The following is a 22,793-nucleotide window of genomic DNA, read 5'->3' as shown; positions in this document are numbered from 1 at the left end:
CGGCTCTCCCCAACCCAAGCGCTCCCCTACCCGTACCCGGGCCCTTGGGCAACCACCGCGCCGTGAACCAATCTCATGGCCCATGTCCCAAAGGGAAACACCACACCCCGGTCACCGCCGCGCCACGCATCCAGCGCCTCTCGATACCTCACTTGAAACTCCGCATATCGTGCAAGGATCGCCTTGAGCAATGTCCGATTCCTCGCTCGCACCTGGGGTATCGGCCCACGTTTCGGTTCGTAGGATTCCGCCCTTTTTTGAAACGACTGCCCGAGCACCACCTGCCGTCCGAGGAACCTTCCACCTGCCGCAATAACGGCCTCCCGCGCCCGCGCGACCGCACGCTTGATTGCCGCGCCCAACCGGCGCGAGATCGCCTCCCGCGACAACTGCCTCCCCATCATCGGAACCACCCGCAGCATTACCTTTTCGGGAAACACGCTACTGTTCGCGAAATATTTTCCAGGTCGCTGAATTTCCAATGTTTTGCCTTCACCTTCTGGCAACAACATCACGCCCGGCCATTCTTCAGGGGATTCGACCAGCCCCGCCTCCGTTGGATTCGAGGCGATGTATGCAATCTTGTCGATCACATCCTCGTCCGAGCCGAGCTCGAGGCTATGGTATTGCTCGGCAGACCAGAGGTTTTCCCACTGCCCCTGCGCGGCGTTGAGCGCCTTCGCGACTGTTCTGTGCAGCTCCCGGGCGAAGTCGGACAGGGCTCCTCGAACATCGGTGAGCACGATGTGACGATGGTTCGACATCACGCATGCCGCATGGATCAAGACGCCGGTCTTGGCCGCCGCCCAGGCGAGGCTATAAAGGAAGATTTGGTTGCTCTCTGCGGAGGGGCGAAGTCGGAACGTGCGCTGATAGCAACGCCTCGTCAGCATGCACGTCACAAGTGGGCGGATCGATCGAGGGATAGCCACGCGCATGGTCAGGAGCAGCCACCGTGCCGAGGGTGATGTAGCGAGTTTCAGGTACTTGCGCATGCCGCAGAGGTGGCGGAGTCCTGCACGCACCTGGCGGGCGCCACCTTGACCCTCTCCCAGGACTGGTCGGTTCTGGTCAACCTGGTTGCGGTTCTCGCAGGTCGGTTCTGGTCAACCTGGTTGCGGTTCTTGTGGCGATCTGGCAGACGGCACGCGGTGTGCGATGAGTATGGTGCAGGGTAAAGATGTGCTGCGGAGGTTTGTTCGGCATGAAGCCTAGACTGCGCAACGAGTGCGGTGACGCGCCGCGCTTGCCGGCTCGCGAAGAAGGCGGTATTCAATTGCATCCACTTGTATCCCGAGCGCAGGTTTTCGGCTGTGCGGCGACCATCGTGGCAGGGCTTACATGCAGCTGCGGAGCCGACGTGACGCAAGCGGGAAGGCCCCTCGCCGATGCCGCCCTCGCCGACGACAAGCGTTGTCGCGAGGGCGCCGGCCATGTGGCGCGCGTACCAGCCGAGTGCGGCCTGCGCTTTGTCGACGTATGCTCCGGGCCAAGCGACGAAGGGCATGTTTCGCTGTGTGGGGATGGGCACTGGCCTGACATCAACGATCGCTTCGTTTTGTTTGGAGCCAGGCGCCCAATCGTCGTGGAGGGCAGTCTCGTCGTGGTCGATTCTGTAACTCCCCAGGCAGGTGGAGTGGAGTTTCGCACGTCGGGAAAGTTGCTCGGAGCGCCTGAGAAAATAGATTATACGCCGATCGGTGCCATCGGCCCGTGGACCAGTGATATGCGGATCGATGGTGGGAAGTTTACCTGGGGAAGTGAGACGGAATATAGTTTTGACTCATGGCAAACGTTTTCCCTGCTTTCGCTACCTGGCATGCGGGCGCTCGAAGTTCAGCACAGACTTGCGACCTGTGAGTTGCTCATGAGGCGAACTGTGTTCGAAGATAGGGGCCTACGCTGTGTAACAGAGACCAATAAAGGTCAACCTGAAGGAGCAATCAAGTTTCCTTCCCGGTGCACCGAACCCGGTCTCGCCGAGACTGATCGCTCTACTGCTGTGAAAGCGCCGTGAAGAGCGAAGTGAAGCCGACGCCCAACGAAGCGGGCCTGTTGGAAAAGGTGGAAGCGCGCATTTCGTGGCTCGAAAAACCCCCGCCAACCCCAACCAGGTTGACCGCGCCGGGGGGGTTTCACGCCCGCCGCGTGAGTTTGTCCCCGCCAACCCCAACCAGGTTAACCGCGCCGGGGGGTTTCACGCCCGCCGCGTGAGTTTGCCTAGGGGCGCATGATGTTCCGACGGATCGCACCACCACGGCGAAAAGGAAGGGCCTGGAGCTACCACCCTCCGGGCCCTCGGTCGTTCGCGGGGCACGCGTCTCGAATGGCATCTTTGCCAGCAATGCCGTTGCTCAACGCTACGACCGCCCTCGCCGTCTGCGGAACCGCTAAGCTCTCTCGAACCCAACATCCCCCAGCGCGGCTCTCCCCAACCCAAGCGCTCCCCTACCCGTACCCGGGCCCTTGGGCAACCACCGCGCCGTGAACCAATCTCATGGCCCATGTCCCAAAGGGAAACACCACACCCCGGTCACCGCCGCGCCACGCATCCAGCGCCTCTCGATACCTCACTTGAAACTCCGCATATCGTGCAAGGATCGCCTTGAGCAATGTCCGATTCCTCGCTCGCACCTGGGGTATCGGCCCACGTTTCGGTTCGTAGGATTCCGCCCTTTTTTGAAACGACTGCCCGAGCACCACCTGCCGTCCGAGGAACCTTCCACCTGCCGCAATAACGGCCTCCCGCGCCCGCGCGACCGCACGCTTGATTGCCGCGCCCAACCGGCGCGAGATCGCCTCCCGCGACAACTGCCTCCCCATCATCGGAACCACCCGCAGCGTTACCTTTTCGGGAAACACGCTGCTGTTCGCGAAATATTTTCCAGGTCGCTGAATCTCCAATGTCTTGCCTTCACCTTCTGGCAACAACATCACGCCCGGCCATTCTTCAGGGGATTCGACCAGCCCCGCCTCCGTTGGATTCGCGGCGATGTATGCAATCTTGTCGATCGCATCCTCGTCCGAGCCGAGCTCGAGGCTATGGTATTGCTCGGAAGACCAGAGGTTTTCCCACTGCCCCTGCGCGGCGTTGAGCGCCTTCGCGACTGTTCTGTGCAGCTCCCGGGCGAAGTCGGGCAGGGCTCCTCGAACATCGGTGAGCACGATGTGATGATGGTTCGACATCACGCATGCCGCATGGATCAAGACGCCGGTCTTGGCCGCCGCCCAGGCGAGGCTATAAAGGAAGATTTGGTTGATCTCTGCGGAGGGGCGAAGTCGGAACGTGCGCTGATAGCAACGCCTCGTCAGCATGGACGTCACAAGTGGGCGGATCGATCGAGGGATAGCCACGCGCATGGTCAGGAGCAGCCACCGTGCCGAGGGTGATGTAGCGAGTTTCAGGTACTTGCGCATGCCGCAGAGGTGGCGGAGTCCCGCACGCACCTGGCGGGCGCCACCTTGACCCTCTCCCAGGACTGGTCGGTTCTGGTCAACCTGGTTGCGGTTTGCGGTTCTGGGCCGCCGATACCTTCCCGTGCTTGGGCGGCCGCCCGCCTGGTCGCGTTCTCTCACGAGCTGGTTCGAGTTTACGCCGACCGCCCACTTGAGCGTCGATTCTGAAAGCTCACGACCAAACGCGGCGCACGCGCCGTAGCCCGCGTCAGCGAGCACATCGCCGAACTCGACGTCGCTGCGCTTGACGCGCTCGACCTCGTCGAGTGCGATCTGCCATTTCGGTCGGAACACCACGTCTTCGGGTACCTTCGCGCGTCGCCGTCGTGCTGGATCGTGCGCCCACTCTTTCGGGAGGTAAAGCCAGAGCGCCACAGGAACGAGCACCTCGTCAGGCACGAGCGTAATGGATACAAGAGCCTGATAATTGGCGTTCTTGCCAAGTTGCCCGCAATACTGATGCGTGACACCAACCGAGTGCGTCCCCTTCTTCGGGATTGCCGTATCGTCGATGATGAGGTGGGCGTTCTTGCCGCCTACGAGCGCCCCCGCCTTCTCGAGGAGCACGCGCTTGTGCCCAGTCGTGTCCCAGCGAAAGGGCGAGAGGTCGAGACGAAGTAGTGAAGCTGCAGCGTCTCACCCGGGCAAACCCGCGCGGCCATCGGCTCGATGCTCTTGCGGTCGCCAGGCCCGAGGAGCCCACGCATGTAGAGCGGCGCCCACTTCCGCTGTGACGGGTAGCCGAACTCGTGCAGGAACGGCGCGAGCCAGCGCTCGAACTCGCGCTCTCCGTGCTCCTTGGCCAGTTCGTCACTCTTGAACGTGGGTTGGACGGCGGTCACGTGGACAAACCAGCGCACATGGAACCGCTGGGCAAATTCTTGGTTACGGCGGTCCGTGAAGGCCTGGAGATCAAGCTCGTCGAGCGTCAGAGCTCGAGTGCGGTCGGTGAGGATGGCAGAGTAGTGCTATGAGGGTAGGAGCAAAGCAACTGATGAGCAACATAGAATCATTTCATTGGAGAAATGTGCGCAACATGTGCCTCAATCCATCGGCGCGCGACTATGACGTGAGCGCGCTCTCTGACGCAGTGACGCAGGTCATCGATGAAGTCGGCGTTGACATGCTTCCGGACAGCATTGCGAATGCAGTTGAGAAGGGATACTTCTCCTTTGACGAAGGGGCCCTGCTTCTCGGCGTGGCATCTTACTCGACCGACGACGAGGGCGCCCGCATACAGCATGTACTGGAGCATTGGCTGGAGGTAGGTGTCGATGAGATTCGCGTGGACCTCGCTCTTTCGCACGATACATTCCCATTCCGCTCGCGTGCTCAGAGGGTGGCAGTTCTGACCGGGATCGCGAAACGCTTCCCCCAGTTTGCAGATAAATGCAGGCACTTGATCGAAACATCACGCGAGTAAGTGAGGCATGACGCCGATCCTGCATGACGACCCGCTCGGCCGCAAGTTATAGGAGGAACCATGTATGTCCACAAAACCGCTGCGGGATGGTCTCATTACGCTACTTGCGGAGCAAAATGTGACGTTCAAGATGATCGCTGCAGCCGCCGAGTTGATTGCTGCGGATGCAACGTTCAACCTGTGGTTTGCTCGCGTTGCAAAGGTTCAGAAGGGCATGTCTCAGGAGTCCGTGCTTACCTTGCTGGATGAGTACGAACGTATCTGCCAAGCCTGTGTCAAAGCGTGTGAGAGAACAACCACTCTGGGAGCGGCGGAGCGGGAGGCGCCCTTGGTACATACGTTCAGGCAAGGGCTGGAGGAACTGCGGGGTCTGATGGGGCACATCGACATCAGTGCAATTCCGTAGAACAAACAGGGCGACCCTGGGTCAGAACGACCGGACCCCTATCCCGCCTCCGCTTCCGCTCCCGCCTCCGCTTCCACCCCCACCTCCACCGGATCCTCCTCCAACTCCGGCACCAAAAACACCCCCGCCAGCGGCGGCACCGTCAACACGATCGACTGCTCGAACCCGTGCGAAGGCACCTCCTCGCAGTCCACGCTCCCCAGATTCCCCACCCCGCTCCCGCCATACACCCGCGCATCCGTGTTCAGCACCTCGATGTACCGGCACCGCCGCGGCACGCCCACGCGATACCCATATCGCGGCAGCGGCGTGAAATTGCCGACGAACACCACGAAGATCCCCTTCTGGATCCGCTTCGGGCACGGCTCCTCCGATCCGTCCGGCTGCCGCGGAAATCGCACGAACGAGGCCACGCTCTGGATCGCGTCGTTCGCGTCGATCCACGTGAACCCCGCCGGGCTCTCGTCGAGCTCCCAGAGCGCCTCGTACTTCCGGTAAATCCCGTTCAGATCCCTCAAAAGCCGCGACAACCCCGCGTGGTCCTCCTCGCCGAGCAGCTCCCAATCGAGCGCCCGATCGTGGTTCCACTCCCTCCATTGCCCGAGCTCGCCGCCCATGAACACGAGCTTCTTCCCCGGGTGCGCCCACATCATCGCGTAGAGCGCGCGCAGGTTCGCGTGTTGCTTCCAGCGATCGCCCGGCATCTTCGAGAGCAGCGCGCGCTTCAAGTGCACGACCTCGTCGTGCGAGAGCGGCAAGAGGAATCGCTCCGAGAACGCATACATCAGGCCGAACGTGATCTTCGTGTGGTGGAACGCGCGGAAGATCGGGTCGAGCGCGAAGTAATCGAGCGTGTCGTGCATCCACCCCATGTTCCACTTGAAATCGAAGCCCAGGCCGCCCACGTACGTCGGCCTCGTGACCCCCGGCCACGTCGTCGATTCCTCCGCGCAGAGCACCGCCCCCGGAAAATCGTGGTGCACCGCGTCCGAGAGCTCGCGCAAAAACCGCACCGCGTCGAGGTTCTCCCGGCCGCCGAACTCGTTCGGCTCCCATTCGTCCGGGTGTTTCGCGCCGTAATCGAGGTACAACATCGAGGCGACCGCGTCGACGCGGAGCCCGTCCACGTGGAACTCGTCGAGCCAGTAGAGCGCGCTCGCGATCAGGAAATTGCGCACCTCCTTTTTGCCGTAATCGAAGACGAACGTCCTCCACTCGCGGTGCTCGCCCCGGCGCGGGTCCGCGTGCTCGTAGAGCGGCTCGCCGTCGAAGCGGCCGAGCGCGAAGGCGTCCTTCGGGAAATGCGCGGGCGGCCAGTCGAGCAAGACACCGAGCCCGCGCGCATGGCAGCGGTCGACGAAATAACGAAGATCATCCGGATGGCCGAAACGCGAGGTCGCCGCGAAATACCCCGTCACCTGGTAGCCCCACGAGCCGTCGAACGGGTGCTCCATCACGGGCAAGAGCTCGACGTGCGTGAAGCCGAGCGAAACCACGTAATCGACGAGCTCGTCCGCAAGCTCGCGATACGAGAGCCACGCCCCCGGCCCGTCCCCCTTCCCGGGCGCGCGCTTGCGCCGCCACGAGCCGAGGTGGACCTCGTAAATGCTCATCGGCCGCACGTGCGGATCCGCAAGGCGACGCGCCGCGAGCCAGTCTTTATCGGTGAACACGAACGACCGCTCTGCGACCTTCGACGCGTGGCTCGGCCGGAGCTCCGCCGAGAACGCCACGGGATCACTCTTCATCAAAACGAGACCGCTCGCCGTCTTGATCTCGTACTTGTACGTCGCCCCCGCGCGCACGTCGGGCACGAAGATCTCCCAGACGCCGTGCTTCGTACGGCGCATGGCGTGGCGCTTTCCATCCCAGCGATTGAAATCGCCGACGACGCTCACCCGGCGCGCCGCGGGCGCCCACACGGCGAACGCGGTCCCGAGGACGCCCTGCACCTCGCCCACGTGCGCCCCGAGCCGCCGTGGCAGCTCGCGCAGAGCCCCCTCCCCCGCCGGATCGAATTCGCCTTCGACAAGCGACGGCGGAAAGGCATACGCGTCCCGCCCGATCGTCGTCCCGCGCGACGAGCGCACCTCGAGCCGGTACGGAAACGGCCCCTCGACGCCCTCGAACGCGACCTGGAAGATGCCGCCCGGATGCACCCGCGCCATCACGCGCGGCTTCAGGTTCGGATCGTCGGGACGCACGACGATCGAGAGCGCCTCCGGCCGGAACGCACGCACGATGAGCCGCCCGTCCTCCCGATGCGGACCGAGCGACCGGTGCGGATCCGTGGACTCCCCTGCCGTGATTCGATCAAAATCGGTAGCGTCCATCGATGTACCGCTCACCGCCGCCCGGACCGCTCCGAGACGAGCCGCCGGATGGCCTTGAGGTTCAGGGGCTTCACCTCGTGCGCGTCGAAGCCCGCCACCTGCGACAATCGTCGATCCTCGTCCTGCCCGTATCCCGTCATCGCCACGATGAGCGTCTCCGACAGCCCTTGTTCGCGCATCACCCGGCAAGCGTCGTACCCGTTTTGCCCCGGCAAGCCAATATCGAGCAGCACCACGGCCGGCCGCTCGCGCAGCGCGATCTCCACCGCCGCCACGCCGTCGTGGGCCGTCAGCACCTCGTGGCCGTCGAACTCGAGCAGCATCGCCATGCTCTCGGCCGCGTCGCGGTTGTCGTCCACCACGAGCACCCGCACGCCCGGCGTCTCGCTCTCGGCCACGGCCGCCCCCACCTCCGGCTGCACCTTCGGCTCGTCCGGCAGGACGGGCAAACGCACCACGAACTCGCTCCCCATCCCGCGCCCCTGGCTGTACGCCCGCACGGTGCCACCGTGCATGTGGACCAGGGTGCGAACCAGGGACAAACCAATGCCGAGCCCGCCCTCCGATCGGTCGAGGTTCCGATCCACCTGGTAAAACAGGTCGAACACGTGCCGGAGCGCCGCCGGATCGATGCCGCGGCCCGTGTCGCGGACCCGGATGATCACGAATTTCGAATCGCCCGGATCCCGCTCCACGACGAGGCGGATCGTGCCCCCCGCGTCCGTGTACTTCGCCGCGTTGTTGAGCAGGTTGCCCACCACCTGGCCGAGCCGCGTCAGGTCACCCTCCACGCGGGTCGTCACGAGGGGCAGGATCACCTTCATGTCGTGCCGCCGCGCTTCGAGGATCGGCCCACTCGTGTCGAGCGCCTGCCGCACCACGTCCGCCACGTCGATCGGCTGCTTCTGCAGCTGCACCTTGCCGAGCGTGATGCGCGAGACGTCGAGCAGATCGTCGACGAGCCGGACCATGTGCAAGACCTGCCGCTCGATCATCTCGCGCGCGGTCTGCAGCGTGGGCTCCTGCGGCCCGAGCCGCTTGAAGATCTCCACCGCGTTCGAGATGGGCGCGAGCGGGTTTCGGAGCTCGTGGGCCAGCGTGGCGAGGAACTCGTCCTTGCGCCGGTCCGCCTCGCGCAAAGCTTCCTCGGCCCGCTTGCGATCGGTGATGTCCACGCCCGAGGGGACGAGGTGCGTCACGCACCCCTCGGCGTCGCGCATCGGCGCGATCATGAAATCGATGTCGAGCCGCCCGTCCCCCGCGACGCGCACGACGGCGTCGTACCGGAGCGTTTCGCCGGCCGCGGCGCGCTTGACCGCGTCCTTGAGCCGCGCGACCTCGGCCTCGTCGTGCGTCCACCACGGGCACGCCCAGAACTTGCGTCCGATGAGCTCCTCCCGCGGAGAGCCGCCCACGTTCACCGCGGCCTGGTTCACCTCCATCAGCGTGCCGTCGAGGTCGAGCACCGCGACGAACCCGAGCATGTTGTCGATGATCCGCCGCAAGCGCTGCTCGCTCTCGCGCACCGCCGCCTCGGCCTTGTTGCGCGCCGTCACGTCCGTGAACGTCACGACCACGCCGTCGGCCCGGCCCGCCTGATTGCGGTACGGCAGGACGCGCCGGAGGAACGTCGAGCCGCTCGCCGCCTCGATCTCGTCCTCGATCGGCCTCTCCGCGCTCCGCACCTCGTCGGCCTCCGGCAAGATCGGCATCAGCTTCATGCGGTGCGTGAAGTGCGCGAGCGGCCGCCCCACGTCGGCCTGCGTCACGTTGTAGATCTCCCCGATCGCGGGGGTGATGCGCTGGACGCACCCGTCGTCGTCGAGGAAGAGCGTGGCGATCCGCGTGCTCGTGAGGAGGTTCTCGAGGTCGGTGTGGGCGCGCGTCAGGGCCTCGTTCGCGTGCTGCACCTCCTCCTTCGAGGTCTCGAGCTCCTCGTTCGCCGACTGGAGCTCCTCGTTCATCGAGAGCAGCTCCTCGTTGCTCGACTTGAGCTCCTCGTTGGCGACCTCGAGCTCCTGGACGGTCTTTTCGAGGTCCGCGCGTGTCGTGGTGAGCTCCTGTTCGAGCTGCTCGAGGAGCACGGCCGCGTCCTCGACCGCCTTCGTCCGCGCCTCCTCGCGCGTGATGGGCAGGCCGACGTCCTGGAAGACCACGAGGAACAGGCCCGATTCCTCGCCCATCTGGGGCATCGGCTGCACCGTGATCATCACGCGCTGCGTGCCGCTCGTGGTCCGCACCGAGAGCCCCTCGTGGACCACCTTGCGCCGCTCCTTGATCGCCGCCGCGAGCGAAGCCCGAAGGCCGACGGAGAGACCCTCGCGCACGAGGCGCACGAGGTTATTGTGGAACGCGCCGGCCGAGATCGTCAGGTACTTTTCGAGGTTGCCCGACGCCGAGACGATCTGCCCCTCTTCGTCGACGACGACCGATTTCGGCGCGAACTCGTCGAGGACGATCCGCTGCATGAGCAGGTAGATGTCGGTCTCGCCGGCGGACGGCACGTTCGGCGGGCGCACCGTGGCCGGCGGCCCGTCGCGCCCCGGCATGAGCCCCGGGACGTGCACGGCGGTCGGCAATCGCTGCGAGATCCGGTGCCGCGCGTCGATCGAACGGAAGAGCTCGCGGTGCGCCGAGAGGCTCTCCGAGGGCCCGAGGAAGAGATACCCGCCGGGCCGGAGCGCGTAATGGAAGAGCGGGATGAGCTTCTTCTGCAGGTGCGGGCCGAGGTAGATGAGCAGGTTGCGGCAGGAGACGAGGTCGAGCTTCGAGAATGGCGGGTCGTTGATGAGGTTGTGGACCGAAAAAAGGACGAACTCCCGGATCTCCTTGGTGATGTGGTAGTGCTGCCCTTTGCGGACGAAAAAACGCCGCAGCCGCTCGGGCGATACCTCGTCCGCGATACCGAGCGGATAAGCGCCGAGCCGCGCGGTCGCGAGGGCCTGCTCGTCGATGTCCGTGGCGAAGATCTGGATCACGGGCGCCGCGCCCACGGTATCGAGCGCCTCGCGCACGAGCATGGCGATCGAGTACGCCTCTTCGCCCGTCGCGCAGCCGGGGACCCAGATACGCAAGGTTTGATCGGACGAACGATCGCGGACGAGCCGGGCGAGGACCTCCTTGGCGAGGACCTCGAACGCCTCCGGATCCCGAAAAAAGGCGGTCACCCCGATCAAGAGGTCCTTGAAGAGCTCGTCGACCTCGAACCGATCGGCCCGGAGCCGCTGCAAATAGCCGTGGGCCGAGTCGATCCGGAGCACCTGTAGCCTGCGCAGGGTGCGTCGGATGAGGGTGCTCGCCTTGTAGTGCTTGAAATTGTGCCCAGTGCCCTGGACGAGGATCTCGCAGATCGCGGGCAAGGCGTCCGCGATGTCCCGCCGGAGCGTGTCCTCGTCGCCCGAGGTCTCCTTGCGGTGCTCGGCGTAGGCTGCGAGCTCGGCGGCGAGCTCGTCGGGCGGGCGCACGCAATCGACGACGCCGGTCATGAGCGCGCTTTGCGGCATGCTGTCGTGGCGCGCGGAGGCCGGGTCCTGCACCATCGTAAAACCCCCGCCCTCCCCCACGGCCCGAAGCCCGAGCGCCCCGTCGCTGCCATCACCCGAGAGGATCACCGCGACCGCGGATTCGCCGTACTCGCGGGCGAGGCCGTGCAGGAGATGATCGATCGGCGCGTGCCGCTCCGCGGGGTTCTGGGCGGGCACGATGTGCAGGACATCGTCGCGGACGGTGAGCAGGCAACGACTCGGCGCGGCGTAGACGTGACCCAGCTCGAGCGACATGCCGTCCTCCGCCTCGAGGACGGGCAGCGTCGTGGCCTTGGCCAAAAGCTCGGCGAGCACGCCGCTCGTGGAGGGTTTGAGGTGAAGGAGGACGATGATCGAGACCCCCGCGCCTTCCGGAATGCCACGCAGGAACTCCTGCACGGCCGAAAGCCCGCCCGCGGAGGCGCCAACGCCGACGACCAGGGGGCAGCCGGGCGAGGACGAATCACGTGGGCCAGGGGAGGAGCGCGTCATGGTGGCTGGTGTTGTTATCCCCTGGATTCGCGGCGCGGAAGCGAAAAACGAAATCCAGTGCACCACGCGCGGGTGATCGGCGCTGGGTAGCCCACGTACGGTCCGGGCCGGACGGACGAAGGGCGGTGGCTCCCTACACGGAAAGCCGGGACGGTCCGAGTTCGCCCGAGGCGGCGGTCGGCCACGATAGCCTGCTTTTTTTTTCAGGCGGTCGGGGGTAAGGAGCGGCGATGGGCGAGGGACGAGGAGGCGCAGCGGGCCGCGGGGCCGAGGAGGACGGCGCGAAGATCCACCTCCCGACGCCGAAGGTGCTGATCGTGGACGACACGCCCGCGAACCTCCTCGCCTTCGAGGCCGCGCTGGAGCCGCTCGGCTACGAGCTCGTGAAAGCGGCGTCCGGCCGCGAGGCCCTGCGATGTCTGCTCGCGATGGAGTTCTCGCTGGTCCTCATGGACGTGCAGATGCCGGTCATGAACGGCATCGAGACCGTCAAGCTCATCAAGCAGAGCCGGCGGCATCGGTATATCCCGATTCTCTTCATCACCGCCGTGCATCGCAGCATGTCCTTCATCCTCGAGGGATACGAAACCGGCGCCGTCGATTACGTCTTGAAGCCTTGCCAGCCGAGCATCCTCCGTTCGAAGGTGATGGTGCTCGTCGAGCTCTTCCGGCAAAAGGAGATCGTCAAGCGGCAGGCCGCGCTCCTGCGCGAGCGCGAGCGCGAGGCGATGGAGCGGATGCACGCCCTGCGCTACCAGGGCGTCATCGAGGCCATGCCCATCTGCGTGTGGACCGCGAACGGCAAGGGTCACTTCGATTATGCCAATGCCGCCTGGTCGCGCTACGCGGGGCTCGGCAGCCGAAAGGACGTGGGGCGAGGGCTGCTCGAAGCGCTGCACCCGGACGATCGGGCGCACGCGATTTCCCTCTGGCGCAAGGCACTCGGGCGGAGGCTCGGCGTCGACGTGCAGGCGCGCCTCAGGCGGTCGGACGGGACGTACCGCTGGCACATCGCGCGCGCGGTGCCGCAGCGGGACGAGGGCCGGGTGACGGGGTGGATCGTCACGGCGACCGATATCGACGAGCAAAAGCGCGCCGAGGAGGCCGAGCACCGGGCGCGCAAGGAGGCGGAGGCGGCAAACTGCGAGATCATGAAAGACGAGTTCCTCGCCACGGTCTCGCACGAGCTCAACACGCCGCTCACGGCGATCGTCGGCTGGTCGAGCCTGCTCCGCGCGGGCGCGCTCGACGGGCCGAGCGCTGAGCGCGGGCTCGCCACGATTGCGCGGAGCGCCGAGGCGGAGCGGCGGGTCGTCGAGGACATCCTCGACGCCTCGCGCATCGCAACGGGCCGTATGCAGGTCCACCTCGCGCCGATCGACCCGACGGCGATCATCGACGAAGCAGTCGACGCCCTGCGCCCGCTCGCGCGCGCGAAGCGGATCACGTTCGAATGCGAGGTGGAATCCCACGGCGCGGTGATGATGGCGGATCCCGATCGCCTGTGGCAGGTGACGTGGAAGCTCGTCTTCAATGCGATCAAATTCACGCCGTCGGGCGGACGCGTCGATGTGCGGTTCGAGCACCTCGGCAAGCGGTTCTTGCTGACGGTGTCGGACACGGGCGAGGGAATCGCGCCCGGCCTGCTTCCGCAGGTGTTCGGGTATTTCAGCCAGGAGGACGGCTCGACGAGGCGCAAGCACGGCGGGCTCGGGCTGGGCCTCGCGATCGTGCGCAAGCTCGTGGAGCTGCACGGCGGGTCGGTGAGCGTGACGAGCGCCGGCAAGGGAGCGGGCGCGACGTTCACGGTCTCGATCCCGTCGCGGGAGGCGCCGGAGGGCGCGGGGCTTCCGGACGTGACGAATTACGAGCGGCGGATCCTGGAGGGGATCCGGGTGCTTTTGGTCCTGCCGGACGCGGAATCGAAGGGGCTCTTCGCGGACGTGCTGCAAAGGCGAGGCGCGGTGGTGCTCTCGGTGTCGTCGGCGGAGGAGGCGTTGGCGTTCGTGGCGGAGTCGGCGCTGGACGTGGTGGTGAGCGATATGGGGCTCTCCGGGGGCGACAGCGTGACATTCGTGGAGCGATTGCGAGCGCGGGACGGAAGGGCGCTGCCGTCGATTGCGGTGCTGGAGGCGGGGGAAGCGGATCAGACGTGGCAGGCGCTGGCCGCGGGGTTTCGCGGGTACGTGGCGAAGCCGATTCACCCGGCCCATCTCGTGGCGGCCATTGCGAGGATCGTGCGGGGGCGGGGCGAGGCGGCGGGAGCGAGAGCGGGCGCGGGAGCGGGAGCGGGAGCCGAAGCGGAATAGGGGTCCGGGTGGCGCCTACCGGCGTCCGCGCCGCGACCGTGTTGCCACAAGCAAGCCCAGCATCACCCCGAAGATCGCGCCTCCGCCCTCGCCGCTTCCCGGACGCGACACACTGCAACCGACGGAATCGCTCGATTCAGGCTGTGAACAACCGTCAGGGATCTTGCCGGCGGGCGACCAACCATAGGGCCATTCCGAGGGTACGAACGAGATGTCGAGGTCTTCCGCCAGCGTCGCTCCGGAAGCGAATACGAGGCCCTCCTTCAGCTGGACGTGAACCGGCTGCGTCACGCTGGGCTGCGAGGCGAGGGGCTTGTAGGTGATCGAGGCCCCGGTGCCGTCGTGCTCTGCGGTGATGACGCCCGCGGGGTCGAACCCATCGATCGTGACGGAGAAGAACGTCGAACCATCGCCCATATCCGCCGGGTTCATCACGGGCTCCGAGAGGTACAGGTTCAGGGCATGCAACTCGGATCCCTCGTTCGCGACCACGATATCGACGACGCTGGGGTTTGCCCCTGTCGAGAACGTCACCCGGTTCGGCGGACGAACACAATGGGGGGCCTCGTCGAAGGCAACAACCGTGTAAGTGCGGTCTGCGGCGAGGGGCGCCTCCGGGGTGAGCGTGAAATCAGACCCGAGGTGCGTGGGCGTCACGGCGAAATTGGCAGGGACCACCGCGCCGGTGTCATCGGTGAAATGGGGCTTCTTCGCCAGACAGTTCGAGAACCCGGTGATCACGACGTCCGCGGGCGTCGCCGTTTGCCCATTCCGAGGGCTCGTGATGAAGGTTTGGCATGTGAGCGGCGCGTCCGAAGCGGGAACGTCCCTGGTGGTCGAGACGACGGCAACGCTGCTCATCAGCGAGATCAGCGCGACGGTCACGGATCTCCGGCGGTGGACTCTCGAGCTCATGTTCACCTCGACAAAGCAAAAGCAAGATCACGCGGAAGCGTGACACATGGCAGTGTGCGCCATCCCTCGTCGAAGTGCTGAAGAAAGCACGAATCTCGCGATCCTGGCGTGGATGCAATCGCCCATCGTCCGAGGCTCCGCCGGGAGCCTCGGACGATGGGACGCAATCAGTTCGTCGTCTTGCAGATCGTGGTGGTGAAGCGCCCGTTGATCGTGTTTTCCTCCGCTTCGGCGAGCAGACCGATCGTGACCTTCTCGGCCGAGACGGACTCGACGTTCAAGATCCCCTCGGAGGCAATCACGTTTTGTCCGGGCCCGGTGACGAAGGTGATCGTCTGGCTACCGTTGAGGTCGGTGATGTCGAGCTTGAGAGGATACTCGCCGGCCGTCTTCGGCGCGCTGAACAGGATATGCGTGTCGGCGGCAGCGAGGCTATCGCACGCGGGGACCTCGATCGGAAACAAGGCGACCGAGAACCGGTCGCCGTCGTCCGTCACGACGGCCGACTTCATCGTCCAGCTCGCCCCGGCGACCGTTCCCTGCGGCGCCTGGTCTTCGATATCGTCAACGCTGACTCCTCCGCACGCGGCGAGGAGGGTGGTTCCCAAAGCAAGGATTCCAAGGCGGATCTTCATGTTCACGTTATGTGTCCTTTCTCAGCAGTCGAACTGCGACGGGCGCCTTAGCACCAGGCATGCCACATCGATTCCGCCGCTATTTCGAGCTCATGAGCGACAGGCCGTGAAACGCGGTGCCCCTTCATGTAACCGTTTGTTGACGGCGCATGTGGACCACATCTTGGCCCCGTCGATTTCTTGCTTTCGGTGAATACCGACGGACCGAGCTTTTGACCGTACATGCCAAACGACGCGTACGACTTCCTGTGACCCAACGTTCACGCGCTGCCCGGGATCGAGGGGAACTCCAATCGACCATCATTCCCCTCTCCTCGCTTCTTCTCGAAGCTTCAGGGCAGCGGCCCCTCGGGCCGGAGGAACCCCGTCCGAAGGGTCCCCCATTCGTCCTCCGTCATCTCCCATTCCGAATAGAGCGCGATGCCCTGGTAGCTCGCCGGTAAAACGGGATACGTCTGCAAAGCCGCGTGGGCCCCGGCGAGCGCATTCGGCACGTTCTCGACGCTCGCGTCGTGGTAGCCAACGCCCGGATCGTCATAGGCCGGCAGTCCGAGCAGAACGGGCGTGGCCCCCGCCCAATCGAGCACCTCGCGCGTCCACTGCGTCATGAGGCTCTTGTAGAGCTTCACGTTCTTGAGCGCCGTGTCGTACAGCATCACCGCGAGCTGATCCACGCGTTGCGCGACCTCGCGGAAATACGCTTCGTCCCAGTGGATTTCCTTGAATGGATGCAAAAGGGTCGGCGGCGGATACGCCGCGACCGACAGCAGCTTTCCCTTCGGCAATCCCGCGCGGAGCTCCTCGAGCAGCGTCAAAAACGGCGTATGGCCGCTCGGGCAGGGCTCAATGTTGACGTGGATCCCTGCGATGCGCGGGTGGGCGTCGAGGAGCGCGCGAATGGAGCGCGTAAATCCATCGCGCCACGCGGGTTCGTCCGGCCGGGCGGATTCGCCGAGCACACCACCCACCCAGGGCATGACGCGAAATCGCTCGAATGCGTCGAGGAATCGCTCGGTCTGGATCGGGTCGTGGGGCGCGATGGCCCCCCCGGGCTCGGCGGGGCAGAGGTGCGGGAAGACGTCGCGGATGCGGTGGCGGCGGAGCCGATCCGCGGCCTCGGCGAGCTTTCGTGGATCCCGGAAGAGCGGCTTCTTCGCCTCCTTGCCATACCGCGTGAACCAGCCGTCGGCGCCGAGCCAGCCGTGCTGCATCCAGATGCCGTTCGTGCCGAGATCGTGGCGGCCGTCGCCGACCGTCGCGCCGGGCGACCACACGACGTACGCGAGGGTCGATGCTCCCACGACGGCGGCGCCGGCGAGCAGTTGCCGGCGGGAGACCTGGCGCTGGGGTCTGGAAGGGGGCATGGGATGAATCCGCCGTACCACACGAGGCCCCGGAAGTTGCCGCGAAGATGGCCCGAAGGTATCCATCGGGCCATGAAACACATCGGCTGGTTGCTCGCGGCGCTGACCCTCCTCTGCGGCTGTGGCTCGGAGATCGGTCCGAATCAAGCGGACGGGAGCGATTGTAACGTCCTCAAGGACGAGACCGCATGCGGCCCGGCGTCGTACTGCGATCCCGGGGACCGCGTGAACGGCAGATACCCGCGAAGACACACCTACGGGCTGACCGGCGACAAGTCCCACGTGGTCGGCACCTGCAAGCCGAAGGGCGGCCCCGGCGCGGCGTGTATGAGCAGCGATGCATGCATCAGCAAAAAGTGCATGCACGCCGCGGTGGAGCCGGTGCCGGAGAGCAAGGGCGTCTGTGACTAGGTCCCGCGCTACGAAGCCCTGTCGAGCTCTTCCCCTAGCTCGATCAAGAGCCCCCGCAGCCAGCTCACCCCCGAATCTCCCTGCCGCCGCTCGTGCCACGCCGCGCGCACGAAAAATCCCGGTAGCTCCACCGGGGGCGGGAACGCGCGCACGGCGAGGCCGGCCGCGTGTGCGCGCGCGAGCCGCGTGGGCGACGTCAGCACCATGTCCGTCTCGGCGACCACGCGCGGCGCGGCCAGATAGTGCTGCACGCGCAGCGCGACCCGCCGCGAGAGCCCCATTCGCTCGAGCGCGCTGTCCACGAAGCTGCCGGGCCGCCCCCGCGGCGCCACGAGCACGTGAAGGAGCCCCGCGAACGTCTCCGGCGAGAGGGTCTCCCGCTCCGTGAGCGCCGGATGCCCTGCCCTCGCCAGGCATACGAAACTCTCGCCAAAGAGCTTTCGCGTGTACACGCCAGGGCGCTCGTAGAACATCACGCCCACCGCCAGATCCACGGCCCCCTCTTCGAGTTGACGCTCGATGTCGTCCCCGCTCGCCGTCACCTCCAGATCGACGCCCGGCGCCACCTGCGCGAGCCTTTGCGCGAGCACCGGCAAGAGCACGAGCTCCACGTAGTCGGTCATCGCCACCGTGAACGTGCGCCGCGCCCGCGCCGGGTCGAACCTCACCTGCCCCTGCACGACCTCCCGCAGCCGCGACAGCACCTCGCGCACCTCCCGGTGCAGCGCTTCGGCTCGCGGCGTCGGCGCGAGCCCCGCCTTCGTGCGCACGAACAGCGGATCCTCGAACGTCTCCCGCAGCCGCGCCAGGCTGTAGCTCACGGCGGACTGGGCGCGCCCCAGCCTGCGCGCCGCAAGCGTCACGCTCCGCTCGGTCATCAAGAGGTCGAAAATGACGAGCAGGTTCAAATCGAGGTGGGCGAGCTCCAGTCCCTCCATGCCCTCTCATCCAATCCGTCGATGGGCCTCGTCAAGAGGCTCGATTGGATCTCGGAGCCGCGCGCGCTTATTTCTTTCCCACGTCGAGCGGGCGACGCGGCGGGGGGAACGCGCGAGCTCGCCACAGTTTCCTCTTCGAGGACAGGAGCGAGAACATGATTTTCGTCAGCGGCGCGAACGGGAACATCGGTCGTCAGGTGGTGCAGAAGCTCGTGGAGAAGGGCGCGCGGGTGCGCGTCGGGGCCACGAAGTCGGAGGCGGCGACGCCTCGGGCCGACGGGGTCGAGGTCGTGGCCTTCGATTACACCCGTCCCGAGACGTTCAAGCCGGCCCTCGAAGGGGTGACGCGGCTTTTTCTGGTATCGCCGATGAACCCGGATCTCATCCGCGGCGAGGCGGCCGTGGTGCGGGCGGCGAAGGAGGCGGGGGTCCGCCACGTCGTGCGGAGCTCGGTGTTCGCGGCGGGCGGCGGCTGCACCATCAACAAGTGGCACGGAGGCGCCGACGAGGTGGTGCGCGGCGCGGGCATCCCGTTCACGCTGCTGCGCCCGAACAGCTTCATGCAAAACATGATCAATTTCTTCGCGGCGACCATCAAGGGGCAGAATGCGTTTTACTACCCGGCGCAGGGCGCGCGCATCAGCCACATCGATACCCGTGACATCGGCCTCGCCGCGGCGACGGTGCTGACGAGCGAGGGGCACGAGGGCAAGGCGTACGATCTCACCGGCACGGAGGCGCTATCCTTTCACGACGCGGCGGCGACGCTGACGCGGGTGCTCGGGCGGACGATCTCGTATGTCGATCCGGGCCCGGAGGCCTTCCGGTCGTCGCTGCTCGGGTACGGGATGCCCGCGTGGGTCGTGGACGCTCTCGTCGATTACGTGCGCTTCTGCATCGAGGGAGGCGCCGCGCCGGTGACGGACGATTTCAAGAAGCTCACCGGGAAGGCGCCCATCTCGTACGAGCAGTTCGTGCGCGACCACGCCGAGCAGTTTTGACGCTCGTCGTGGAAAGCGGTAAGACGCAGGCATGCACCTGCTTACCGATCTTCCCGTGCTGCAAACGTCATTGCGCCTCGATGGTCTCGGGCTCAGTGAGCGCGATCGAAAGATCCTCGAACGGACGCGCGGCAAGCTCGTGCATGCTTCGGTCGATTTCGGCGAAGCCGTGCGTGCGCTCGGTGAGGCGGTCTGTGAAGTCATTCCCGCGGGGCGCACGTACGTGCTCGGCCAGAGCGCGTCGGGTCCGATCGTCAGCTCGCTCCTTTCGGGCGTCGGCATCGTCCCCGGAGACACGGGCATCCTCGTCGTGCGTGTGACGCGGGAGGGCGTTCAGACGACGCTCGGAAGGCTCGTGCCATGAAGACGTCCTTCGGATTCGATCCGGCGGACTACGAGTATGGCCCGGCGACGCCGTACGTACGGCGCGTCTTGAACGAATTCTCGGCCATCGATTGGTTCGTCCCTCCGAGCTGCGCCTCCCATCGAGAGCGCGCCGTGGCGCTGCTCGGCGAGCACAACGAGCTCGCGAGGAGCTACGAGCCGGGGCTGTTTCCGGCGCCGGAGGACATCACGATCCGCGCGGAGATCGCCGACGCGTCGAGGTTCATCGAGCTATGTGAGCTCGCCAAGGCTGTGCCGTCGGAATGGGACTGGAAATACGGCGCGCTCAAGAAGTTATTGGTGCGCCACAGGAACGGCTGGAGTCGCCTGGAACAAGCGCGGGCGCTCCAGCCGCTCACCCCTGGCGAGCCGCGCCCCGGTGATCTCTTCATGAGCATCGGGGAGACCGTGCTCTGGTACTTGCCCTGCAACCTGGACACGAGTGGACTTCCCAAAGACCACGCGGACGCTGCGTCCTGGTATTTCGGATATGCATTCACCGACATGGTGGAATGCCTCGAATGGCAGTTCGCGCAAAAGAACACCACCCTCGAGGCGAACCCGTTTTACTCCCTTCTCCGCTGCTACGGGACCGGCTTCTATCCGTTCCGCCTGAAGCCGACCTCGTTCGTGCTCTGCGCGCTCGGGGCTTGACGAGCCACGTCCGGCTGGGATTTCCTCTCTCCACCGCTCACCGGTATCGAGGCACTCATGAGATCGTTCCTCCTCGGGTGCGTGTTCGCCACCTGCGTACTCGCCTGCAGCAACAACTCTCCCCAGCAATCGGCCCCAGGTCCCGGCGCTCCCAGCGCTCCCAGCGCGGCCACCGAGGCGCGACCGATCGCGGCCGCCAGCACGCAGGCAGACGCTCGAGCCGCAGCAACCGCGACCGATCTACCGCTGGTCCGAACCGCCGATCGCGCGGTCGTGACCTGGTCTTCCGGCGGCACAACCGAGAAGCGCGGGCAGGAGCTTTCAGCGCTCGTGGACGCCCTGCGCGTGACCGAGCAGCAGCCGAGCAGCGGCAAGCAGTTCGCGCAAATCGCATTCTATCGCGGCGAGGCACTGCTGCGCGAAGTGTGGGTCTTCGCCGATGGCGAATGGGGATTCGTGCGTCCCGGGACCGCCTGGACCGTGGGCGCGTCACCGGCCCTGGGAGATCTGGTCAAACGTTAGGCCGCGATCGGCGCCCCCGATCCGTGGTAGAAGGGCGCATGGAATTCGATACCGCCTCCGGCCGCGCCTTCCTCGAGCTTCCAGAGGGCTACGCGCTCCCAGACGTCGACCACCTGATGCACGACGCACGCGCAATCCTGCTCCACACGGTGAACCTCCGGACCGAAACACGCGCAGCCGGCATCCAGATCTCGCCCATATGGGAACCCCACGACGGACAAGCCGCGCTCCGCGCGACAGTCGTGCCGGCCGAGATCGAACAGCGGCACTTCGAAGGCAAAGGCATGAGGGCCCTCGGCAATCCAGAAGCGCTCACCATGATCGCCGACGTCGTCGAGATCCTCGCAGACGAGCCAGCCATCGCCGCGCAAGCCCTCGCGGCAACCGCGTCGCTCTGGATCAGCAAGGAGGCGCCAATCCGTCCCCTCGGCCTGCCATACAAGGGCCACTTCAAGCTCTTGACGCTGGTCATTGCAGATTTCTTGCGCAAGATCGGCGCCAACTTCGACGATCTCGAGTGGCTCACATCGCTCGGGCTCCTGAGCGCCTACCACAACCCAGACGAAGACCCTCCGATCGAGGAAGTTCGCGCCTCCACGCGCGAAAAAACGTTGCAGCTCGTCGCGGAAGAAGAGGCGTGGATGGCGGCGCTCCTGAGCAAAGTGGAGCGCTGAATGCGCGGGGCTTTGCCCCGCACCCCAGCAGGGGGCTGTCCACCCCCTGCACCCCGGACCAGCGCAAGCGCTGGACTCGAGGTGGAAGAACTGCGCGATGCGCAGTTCTTCCAACGGGCCCGTTGGAAGACCAGGGACAACGTTGCCAGTCGAACGGTCAGCGCGGCTGTCTTGGTTGGCAGGGGTCGTTCCTCGGCCTGTTCGATGAACTGCGCGGAGCGCAGTTCATCGACCCCGGGTCCAGCGCTTGCGCTGGTCCAGGTCCAGGGGCGGACAGCCCCTGGTGGGGCCTGGGGCAACGCCCCAGCGCAGCGCCACCCAGATGAGACCCATGCTCAGCAGAGCTGGGGTGAGAGCGATTGTTCGACCTCCAAGGGAAAACCGTCCCCGGCGCTCCCTCAGATCTCGATCACCATTCCTTCTTTCGCCGCGATCGTGTTCGGGAAGAGCTCCCGCGCGCGGAGCTCCTTCTCGCGGACCATCGCGTCGGTCTGGAGCGGATCGTGGTGGTGCAGGATGAGCTGCTTGACGCCCGCGGCAATCGCGAGCTCGCAGCCTGCGACGAACGTCGCGTGACCCCAGCCCGTCTTCGGGCCGCCGCCGACCTCGCCCGCGTACTCCTCGGGCGTGTACATCGCGTCGAAGATCAGGATGTCCGCGCCTTGGGAGAGCTTGCGGAGCTTCGGATCCACGATCGCGTAGTGCTCCGAGTCCGTGATGTACACGATCGACTTGCCCTCGTGGTCGATGCGGTACGCGTAGACGCCGTTCGGGTGGTTGCCGCGCGCGTTCGAGACGCGCACGTCTTGCTTGCGACCGATCGTCACGACCTCGCCCTCGTAGAGGTCGCGGAAGGTCATGTTCGCGCCCATCTCCGAGAGATGGACGGGGAAGCTCGGGTAGTCCATCTGGCCCGCGAGCGTCTCTTCGAGCGTGCGCGAGACGTTGAGGCCGCCGAAAAGGTGGACCGTGTTCTTGCGGACGAAGGCTGGCGTGAAGAACGGGAAGCCCTGGATGTGATCCCAGTGGACGTGGCTGAAGAACATCCACGCCTCGAAAGGCATCTCCCGGAGAAGGCTCTGCCCGAGGAGGCGCAGACCCGTGCCCCCGTCCAGGATGATCAACGTCTCGCCGGCCCGCACTTCGTAGCAGCTCGTGTTGCCGCCGAACTCGACCGTGTCGGGTCCGGGCGTGGGGATGCTTCCGCGGACACCCCACATCTTGAGTCGCATCCTGATCGCCCTTCCGGCCCCCGCCCTTGGTCCGATTCCCCGTGATAAATGCCTTCCGGGCGCAACGTCAAGCGAGAGGTGGCCCTTACGCGACTTTCTGGCGAGCGGCGTCGGTTCGGC

General features: G+C 65.7%; 20 protein-coding genes. 10 read left to right on the top strand and 10 right to left on the bottom strand.

Translation table 11 applies throughout. The features are described from left to right. Positions 1-26: 26 nt before the first annotated feature. Complete coding sequence (locus KEG38_RS14995; protein WP_272420121.1) at positions 27-995, bottom strand: transposase; 969 nt, start codon at positions 993-995, stop codon at positions 27-29. A 209-nt stretch (positions 996-1,204) separates the two neighbouring features. On the opposite strand from KEG38_RS14995, the gene KEG38_RS14990 reads away from it, so the two are divergent. Then, positions 1,205-2,017, top strand: a complete 813-nt coding sequence (locus tag KEG38_RS14990; RefSeq protein ID WP_272420120.1) for a hypothetical protein — start codon at positions 1,205-1,207, stop codon at positions 2,015-2,017. Between the two features lie 431 nt (positions 2,018-2,448). Here KEG38_RS14990 and KEG38_RS14985 read toward each other — a convergent pair whose 3' ends face one another. After that, positions 2,449-4,023 carry an IS701 family transposase gene (locus KEG38_RS14985; protein ID WP_272420119.1) on the bottom strand — a complete coding sequence of 525 codons (1,575 nt, stop codon included), beginning with the start codon at positions 4,021-4,023 and terminating at the stop codon, positions 2,449-2,451. Continuing rightward, on the bottom strand, positions 3,993-4,298 hold the full coding sequence (locus KEG38_RS14980) for a transposase (RefSeq protein ID WP_272420118.1): 306 nt from the start codon (positions 4,296-4,298) through the stop codon (positions 3,993-3,995). The genes KEG38_RS14985 and KEG38_RS14980 overlap by 31 nt, the downstream gene beginning before the upstream one ends. 152 nt (positions 4,299-4,450) lie before the next feature. Between KEG38_RS14980 and KEG38_RS14975 the strand changes: the two genes are divergently transcribed. Together KEG38_RS14975 and KEG38_RS14970 are read left to right on the top strand one after the other, a co-directional pair. Then, a complete protein-coding gene (locus KEG38_RS14975) occupies positions 4,451-4,879 on the top strand; it encodes a hypothetical protein (RefSeq protein WP_272420117.1) in 429 nt (142 codons plus the stop codon). Positions 4,880-4,943: 64 nt separating this feature from the next. Next, on the top strand, positions 4,944-5,285 hold the full coding sequence (locus KEG38_RS14970) for a hypothetical protein (RefSeq protein WP_272420116.1): 342 nt from the start codon (positions 4,944-4,946) through the stop codon (positions 5,283-5,285). A gap of 38 nt (positions 5,286-5,323) precedes the next feature. Here the strand turns inward: KEG38_RS14970 and glgB are convergent, their stop codons facing one another. Together glgB and KEG38_RS14960 are read right to left on the bottom strand one after the other, a co-directional pair. Continuing rightward, a complete protein-coding gene (glgB, locus tag KEG38_RS14965; RefSeq protein ID WP_272420115.1) occupies positions 5,324-7,618 on the bottom strand; it encodes a 1,4-alpha-glucan branching protein GlgB in 2,295 nt (764 codons plus the stop codon). A gap of 11 nt (positions 7,619-7,629) precedes the next feature. After that, positions 7,630-11,634 carry a CheR family methyltransferase gene (locus KEG38_RS14960; protein ID WP_272420114.1) on the bottom strand — a complete coding sequence of 1,335 codons (4,005 nt, stop codon included), beginning with the start codon at positions 11,632-11,634 and terminating at the stop codon, positions 7,630-7,632. Between the two features lie 230 nt (positions 11,635-11,864). On the opposite strand from KEG38_RS14960, the gene KEG38_RS14955 reads away from it, so the two are divergent. Further along, the gene (locus KEG38_RS14955; RefSeq protein ID WP_272420113.1) at positions 11,865-13,943 is read left to right on the top strand and encodes a response regulator; all 2,079 of its coding nucleotides are present in this window, start codon (positions 11,865-11,867) and stop codon (positions 13,941-13,943) included. Positions 13,944-13,958: 15 nt separating this feature from the next. On the opposite strand, the gene KEG38_RS14950 is transcribed toward KEG38_RS14955, so the two are convergent. From KEG38_RS14950 to KEG38_RS14940, 3 genes are all read right to left on the bottom strand, one after another. Then, complete coding sequence (locus KEG38_RS14950) at positions 13,959-14,828, bottom strand: hypothetical protein (RefSeq protein ID WP_272420112.1); 870 nt, start codon at positions 14,826-14,828, stop codon at positions 13,959-13,961. Positions 14,829-15,025: 197 nt separating this feature from the next. After that, positions 15,026-15,493, bottom strand: a complete 468-nt coding sequence (locus tag KEG38_RS14945) for a hypothetical protein (protein WP_272420111.1) — start codon at positions 15,491-15,493, stop codon at positions 15,026-15,028. Between the two features lie 332 nt (positions 15,494-15,825). After that, complete coding sequence (locus KEG38_RS14940; protein WP_272420110.1) at positions 15,826-16,857, bottom strand: glycoside hydrolase family 18 protein; 1,032 nt, start codon at positions 16,855-16,857, stop codon at positions 15,826-15,828. 72 nt (positions 16,858-16,929) lie between these two features. Between KEG38_RS14940 and KEG38_RS14935 the strand changes: the two genes are divergently transcribed. Next, complete coding sequence (locus KEG38_RS14935; RefSeq protein WP_272420109.1) at positions 16,930-17,268, top strand: hypothetical protein; 339 nt, start codon at positions 16,930-16,932, stop codon at positions 17,266-17,268. Positions 17,269-17,276: 8 nt separating this feature from the next. Here the strand turns inward: KEG38_RS14935 and KEG38_RS14930 are convergent, their stop codons facing one another. After that, complete coding sequence (locus tag KEG38_RS14930) at positions 17,277-18,206, bottom strand: LysR family transcriptional regulator (protein ID WP_272420108.1); 930 nt, start codon at positions 18,204-18,206, stop codon at positions 17,277-17,279. 155 nt (positions 18,207-18,361) lie between these two features. Between KEG38_RS14930 and KEG38_RS14925 the strand changes: the two genes are divergently transcribed. From KEG38_RS14925 to KEG38_RS14905, 5 genes are read left to right on the top strand one after another with little or no spacing between them, the layout of a single operon-like run. Beyond that, a complete protein-coding gene (locus KEG38_RS14925) occupies positions 18,362-19,207 on the top strand; it encodes an SDR family oxidoreductase (RefSeq protein ID WP_272420107.1) in 846 nt (281 codons plus the stop codon). Between the two features lie 31 nt (positions 19,208-19,238). After that, entirely contained in the window at positions 19,239-19,571 is a 333-nt protein-coding gene (locus KEG38_RS14920) for a hypothetical protein (RefSeq protein WP_272420106.1), read from the top strand. Next, positions 19,568-20,245, top strand: coding sequence for a hypothetical protein (locus KEG38_RS14915; RefSeq protein WP_272420105.1), 678 nt, complete (start codon positions 19,568-19,570; stop codon positions 20,243-20,245). The genes KEG38_RS14920 and KEG38_RS14915 overlap by 4 nt, the downstream gene beginning before the upstream one ends. 57 nt (positions 20,246-20,302) lie before the next feature. Further along, complete coding sequence (locus KEG38_RS14910) at positions 20,303-20,767, top strand: hypothetical protein (protein ID WP_272420104.1); 465 nt, start codon at positions 20,303-20,305, stop codon at positions 20,765-20,767. A gap of 38 nt (positions 20,768-20,805) precedes the next feature. Continuing rightward, a complete protein-coding gene (locus tag KEG38_RS14905) occupies positions 20,806-21,441 on the top strand; it encodes a hypothetical protein (RefSeq protein WP_272420103.1) in 636 nt (211 codons plus the stop codon). A 398-nt stretch (positions 21,442-21,839) separates the two neighbouring features. On the opposite strand, the gene KEG38_RS14900 is transcribed toward KEG38_RS14905, so the two are convergent. After that, entirely contained in the window at positions 21,840-22,673 is an 834-nt protein-coding gene (locus KEG38_RS14900; RefSeq protein ID WP_272420102.1) for an MBL fold metallo-hydrolase, read from the bottom strand. Between the last annotated feature and the right edge of the window lie 120 nt (positions 22,674-22,793).

Source organism: Polyangium jinanense (assembly GCF_028435265.1).
Taxonomy (GTDB): Bacteria; Myxococcota_A; Polyangia; order Polyangiales; family Polyangiaceae; genus Polyangium; species Polyangium jinanense.
The sequence above is the reverse complement of the archived record's forward strand: the minus strand, read 5'-3'. Positions and strand labels throughout refer to the sequence as shown.

Excerpts from the sequence above, each read along its gene's own strand:
- KEG38_RS14995 (WP_272420121.1), bottom strand. The coding sequence starts at position 995 with ATGCGCAAGTACCTGAAACTCGCTACATCACCCTCGGCACGGTGGCTG.
- KEG38_RS14945 (WP_272420111.1), bottom strand. The coding sequence starts at position 15,493 with ATGAAGATCCGCCTTGGAATCCTTGCTTTGGGAACCACCCTCCTCGCC.
- KEG38_RS14940 (WP_272420110.1), bottom strand. The coding sequence starts at position 16,857 with ATGCCCCCTTCCAGACCCCAGCGCCAGGTCTCCCGCCGGCAACTGCTC.
- KEG38_RS14975 (WP_272420117.1), top strand. The coding sequence starts at position 4,451 with ATGAGCAACATAGAATCATTTCATTGGAGAAATGTGCGCAACATGTGC.
- KEG38_RS14920 (WP_272420106.1), top strand. The coding sequence starts at position 19,239 with ATGCACCTGCTTACCGATCTTCCCGTGCTGCAAACGTCATTGCGCCTC.
- KEG38_RS14910 (WP_272420104.1), top strand. The coding sequence starts at position 20,303 with ATGAGATCGTTCCTCCTCGGGTGCGTGTTCGCCACCTGCGTACTCGCC.
- KEG38_RS14970 (WP_272420116.1), top strand. The coding sequence starts at position 4,944 with ATGTCCACAAAACCGCTGCGGGATGGTCTCATTACGCTACTTGCGGAG.
- KEG38_RS14915 (WP_272420105.1), top strand. The coding sequence starts at position 19,568 with ATGAAGACGTCCTTCGGATTCGATCCGGCGGACTACGAGTATGGCCCG.
- KEG38_RS14960 (WP_272420114.1), bottom strand. The coding sequence starts at position 11,634 with ATGACGCGCTCCTCCCCTGGCCCACGTGATTCGTCCTCGCCCGGCTGC.
- KEG38_RS14935 (WP_272420109.1), top strand. The coding sequence starts at position 16,930 with ATGAAACACATCGGCTGGTTGCTCGCGGCGCTGACCCTCCTCTGCGGC.
- KEG38_RS14905 (WP_272420103.1), top strand. The coding sequence starts at position 20,806 with ATGGAATTCGATACCGCCTCCGGCCGCGCCTTCCTCGAGCTTCCAGAG.
- glgB (WP_272420115.1), bottom strand. The coding sequence starts at position 7,618 with ATGGACGCTACCGATTTTGATCGAATCACGGCAGGGGAGTCCACGGAT.
- KEG38_RS14925 (WP_272420107.1), top strand. The coding sequence starts at position 18,362 with ATGATTTTCGTCAGCGGCGCGAACGGGAACATCGGTCGTCAGGTGGTG.
- KEG38_RS14930 (WP_272420108.1), bottom strand. The coding sequence starts at position 18,206 with ATGGAGGGACTGGAGCTCGCCCACCTCGATTTGAACCTGCTCGTCATT.
- KEG38_RS14990 (WP_272420120.1), top strand. The coding sequence starts at position 1,205 with ATGAAGCCTAGACTGCGCAACGAGTGCGGTGACGCGCCGCGCTTGCCG.
- KEG38_RS14955 (WP_272420113.1), top strand. The coding sequence starts at position 11,865 with ATGGGCGAGGGACGAGGAGGCGCAGCGGGCCGCGGGGCCGAGGAGGAC.
- KEG38_RS14900 (WP_272420102.1), bottom strand. The coding sequence starts at position 22,673 with ATGCGACTCAAGATGTGGGGTGTCCGCGGAAGCATCCCCACGCCCGGA.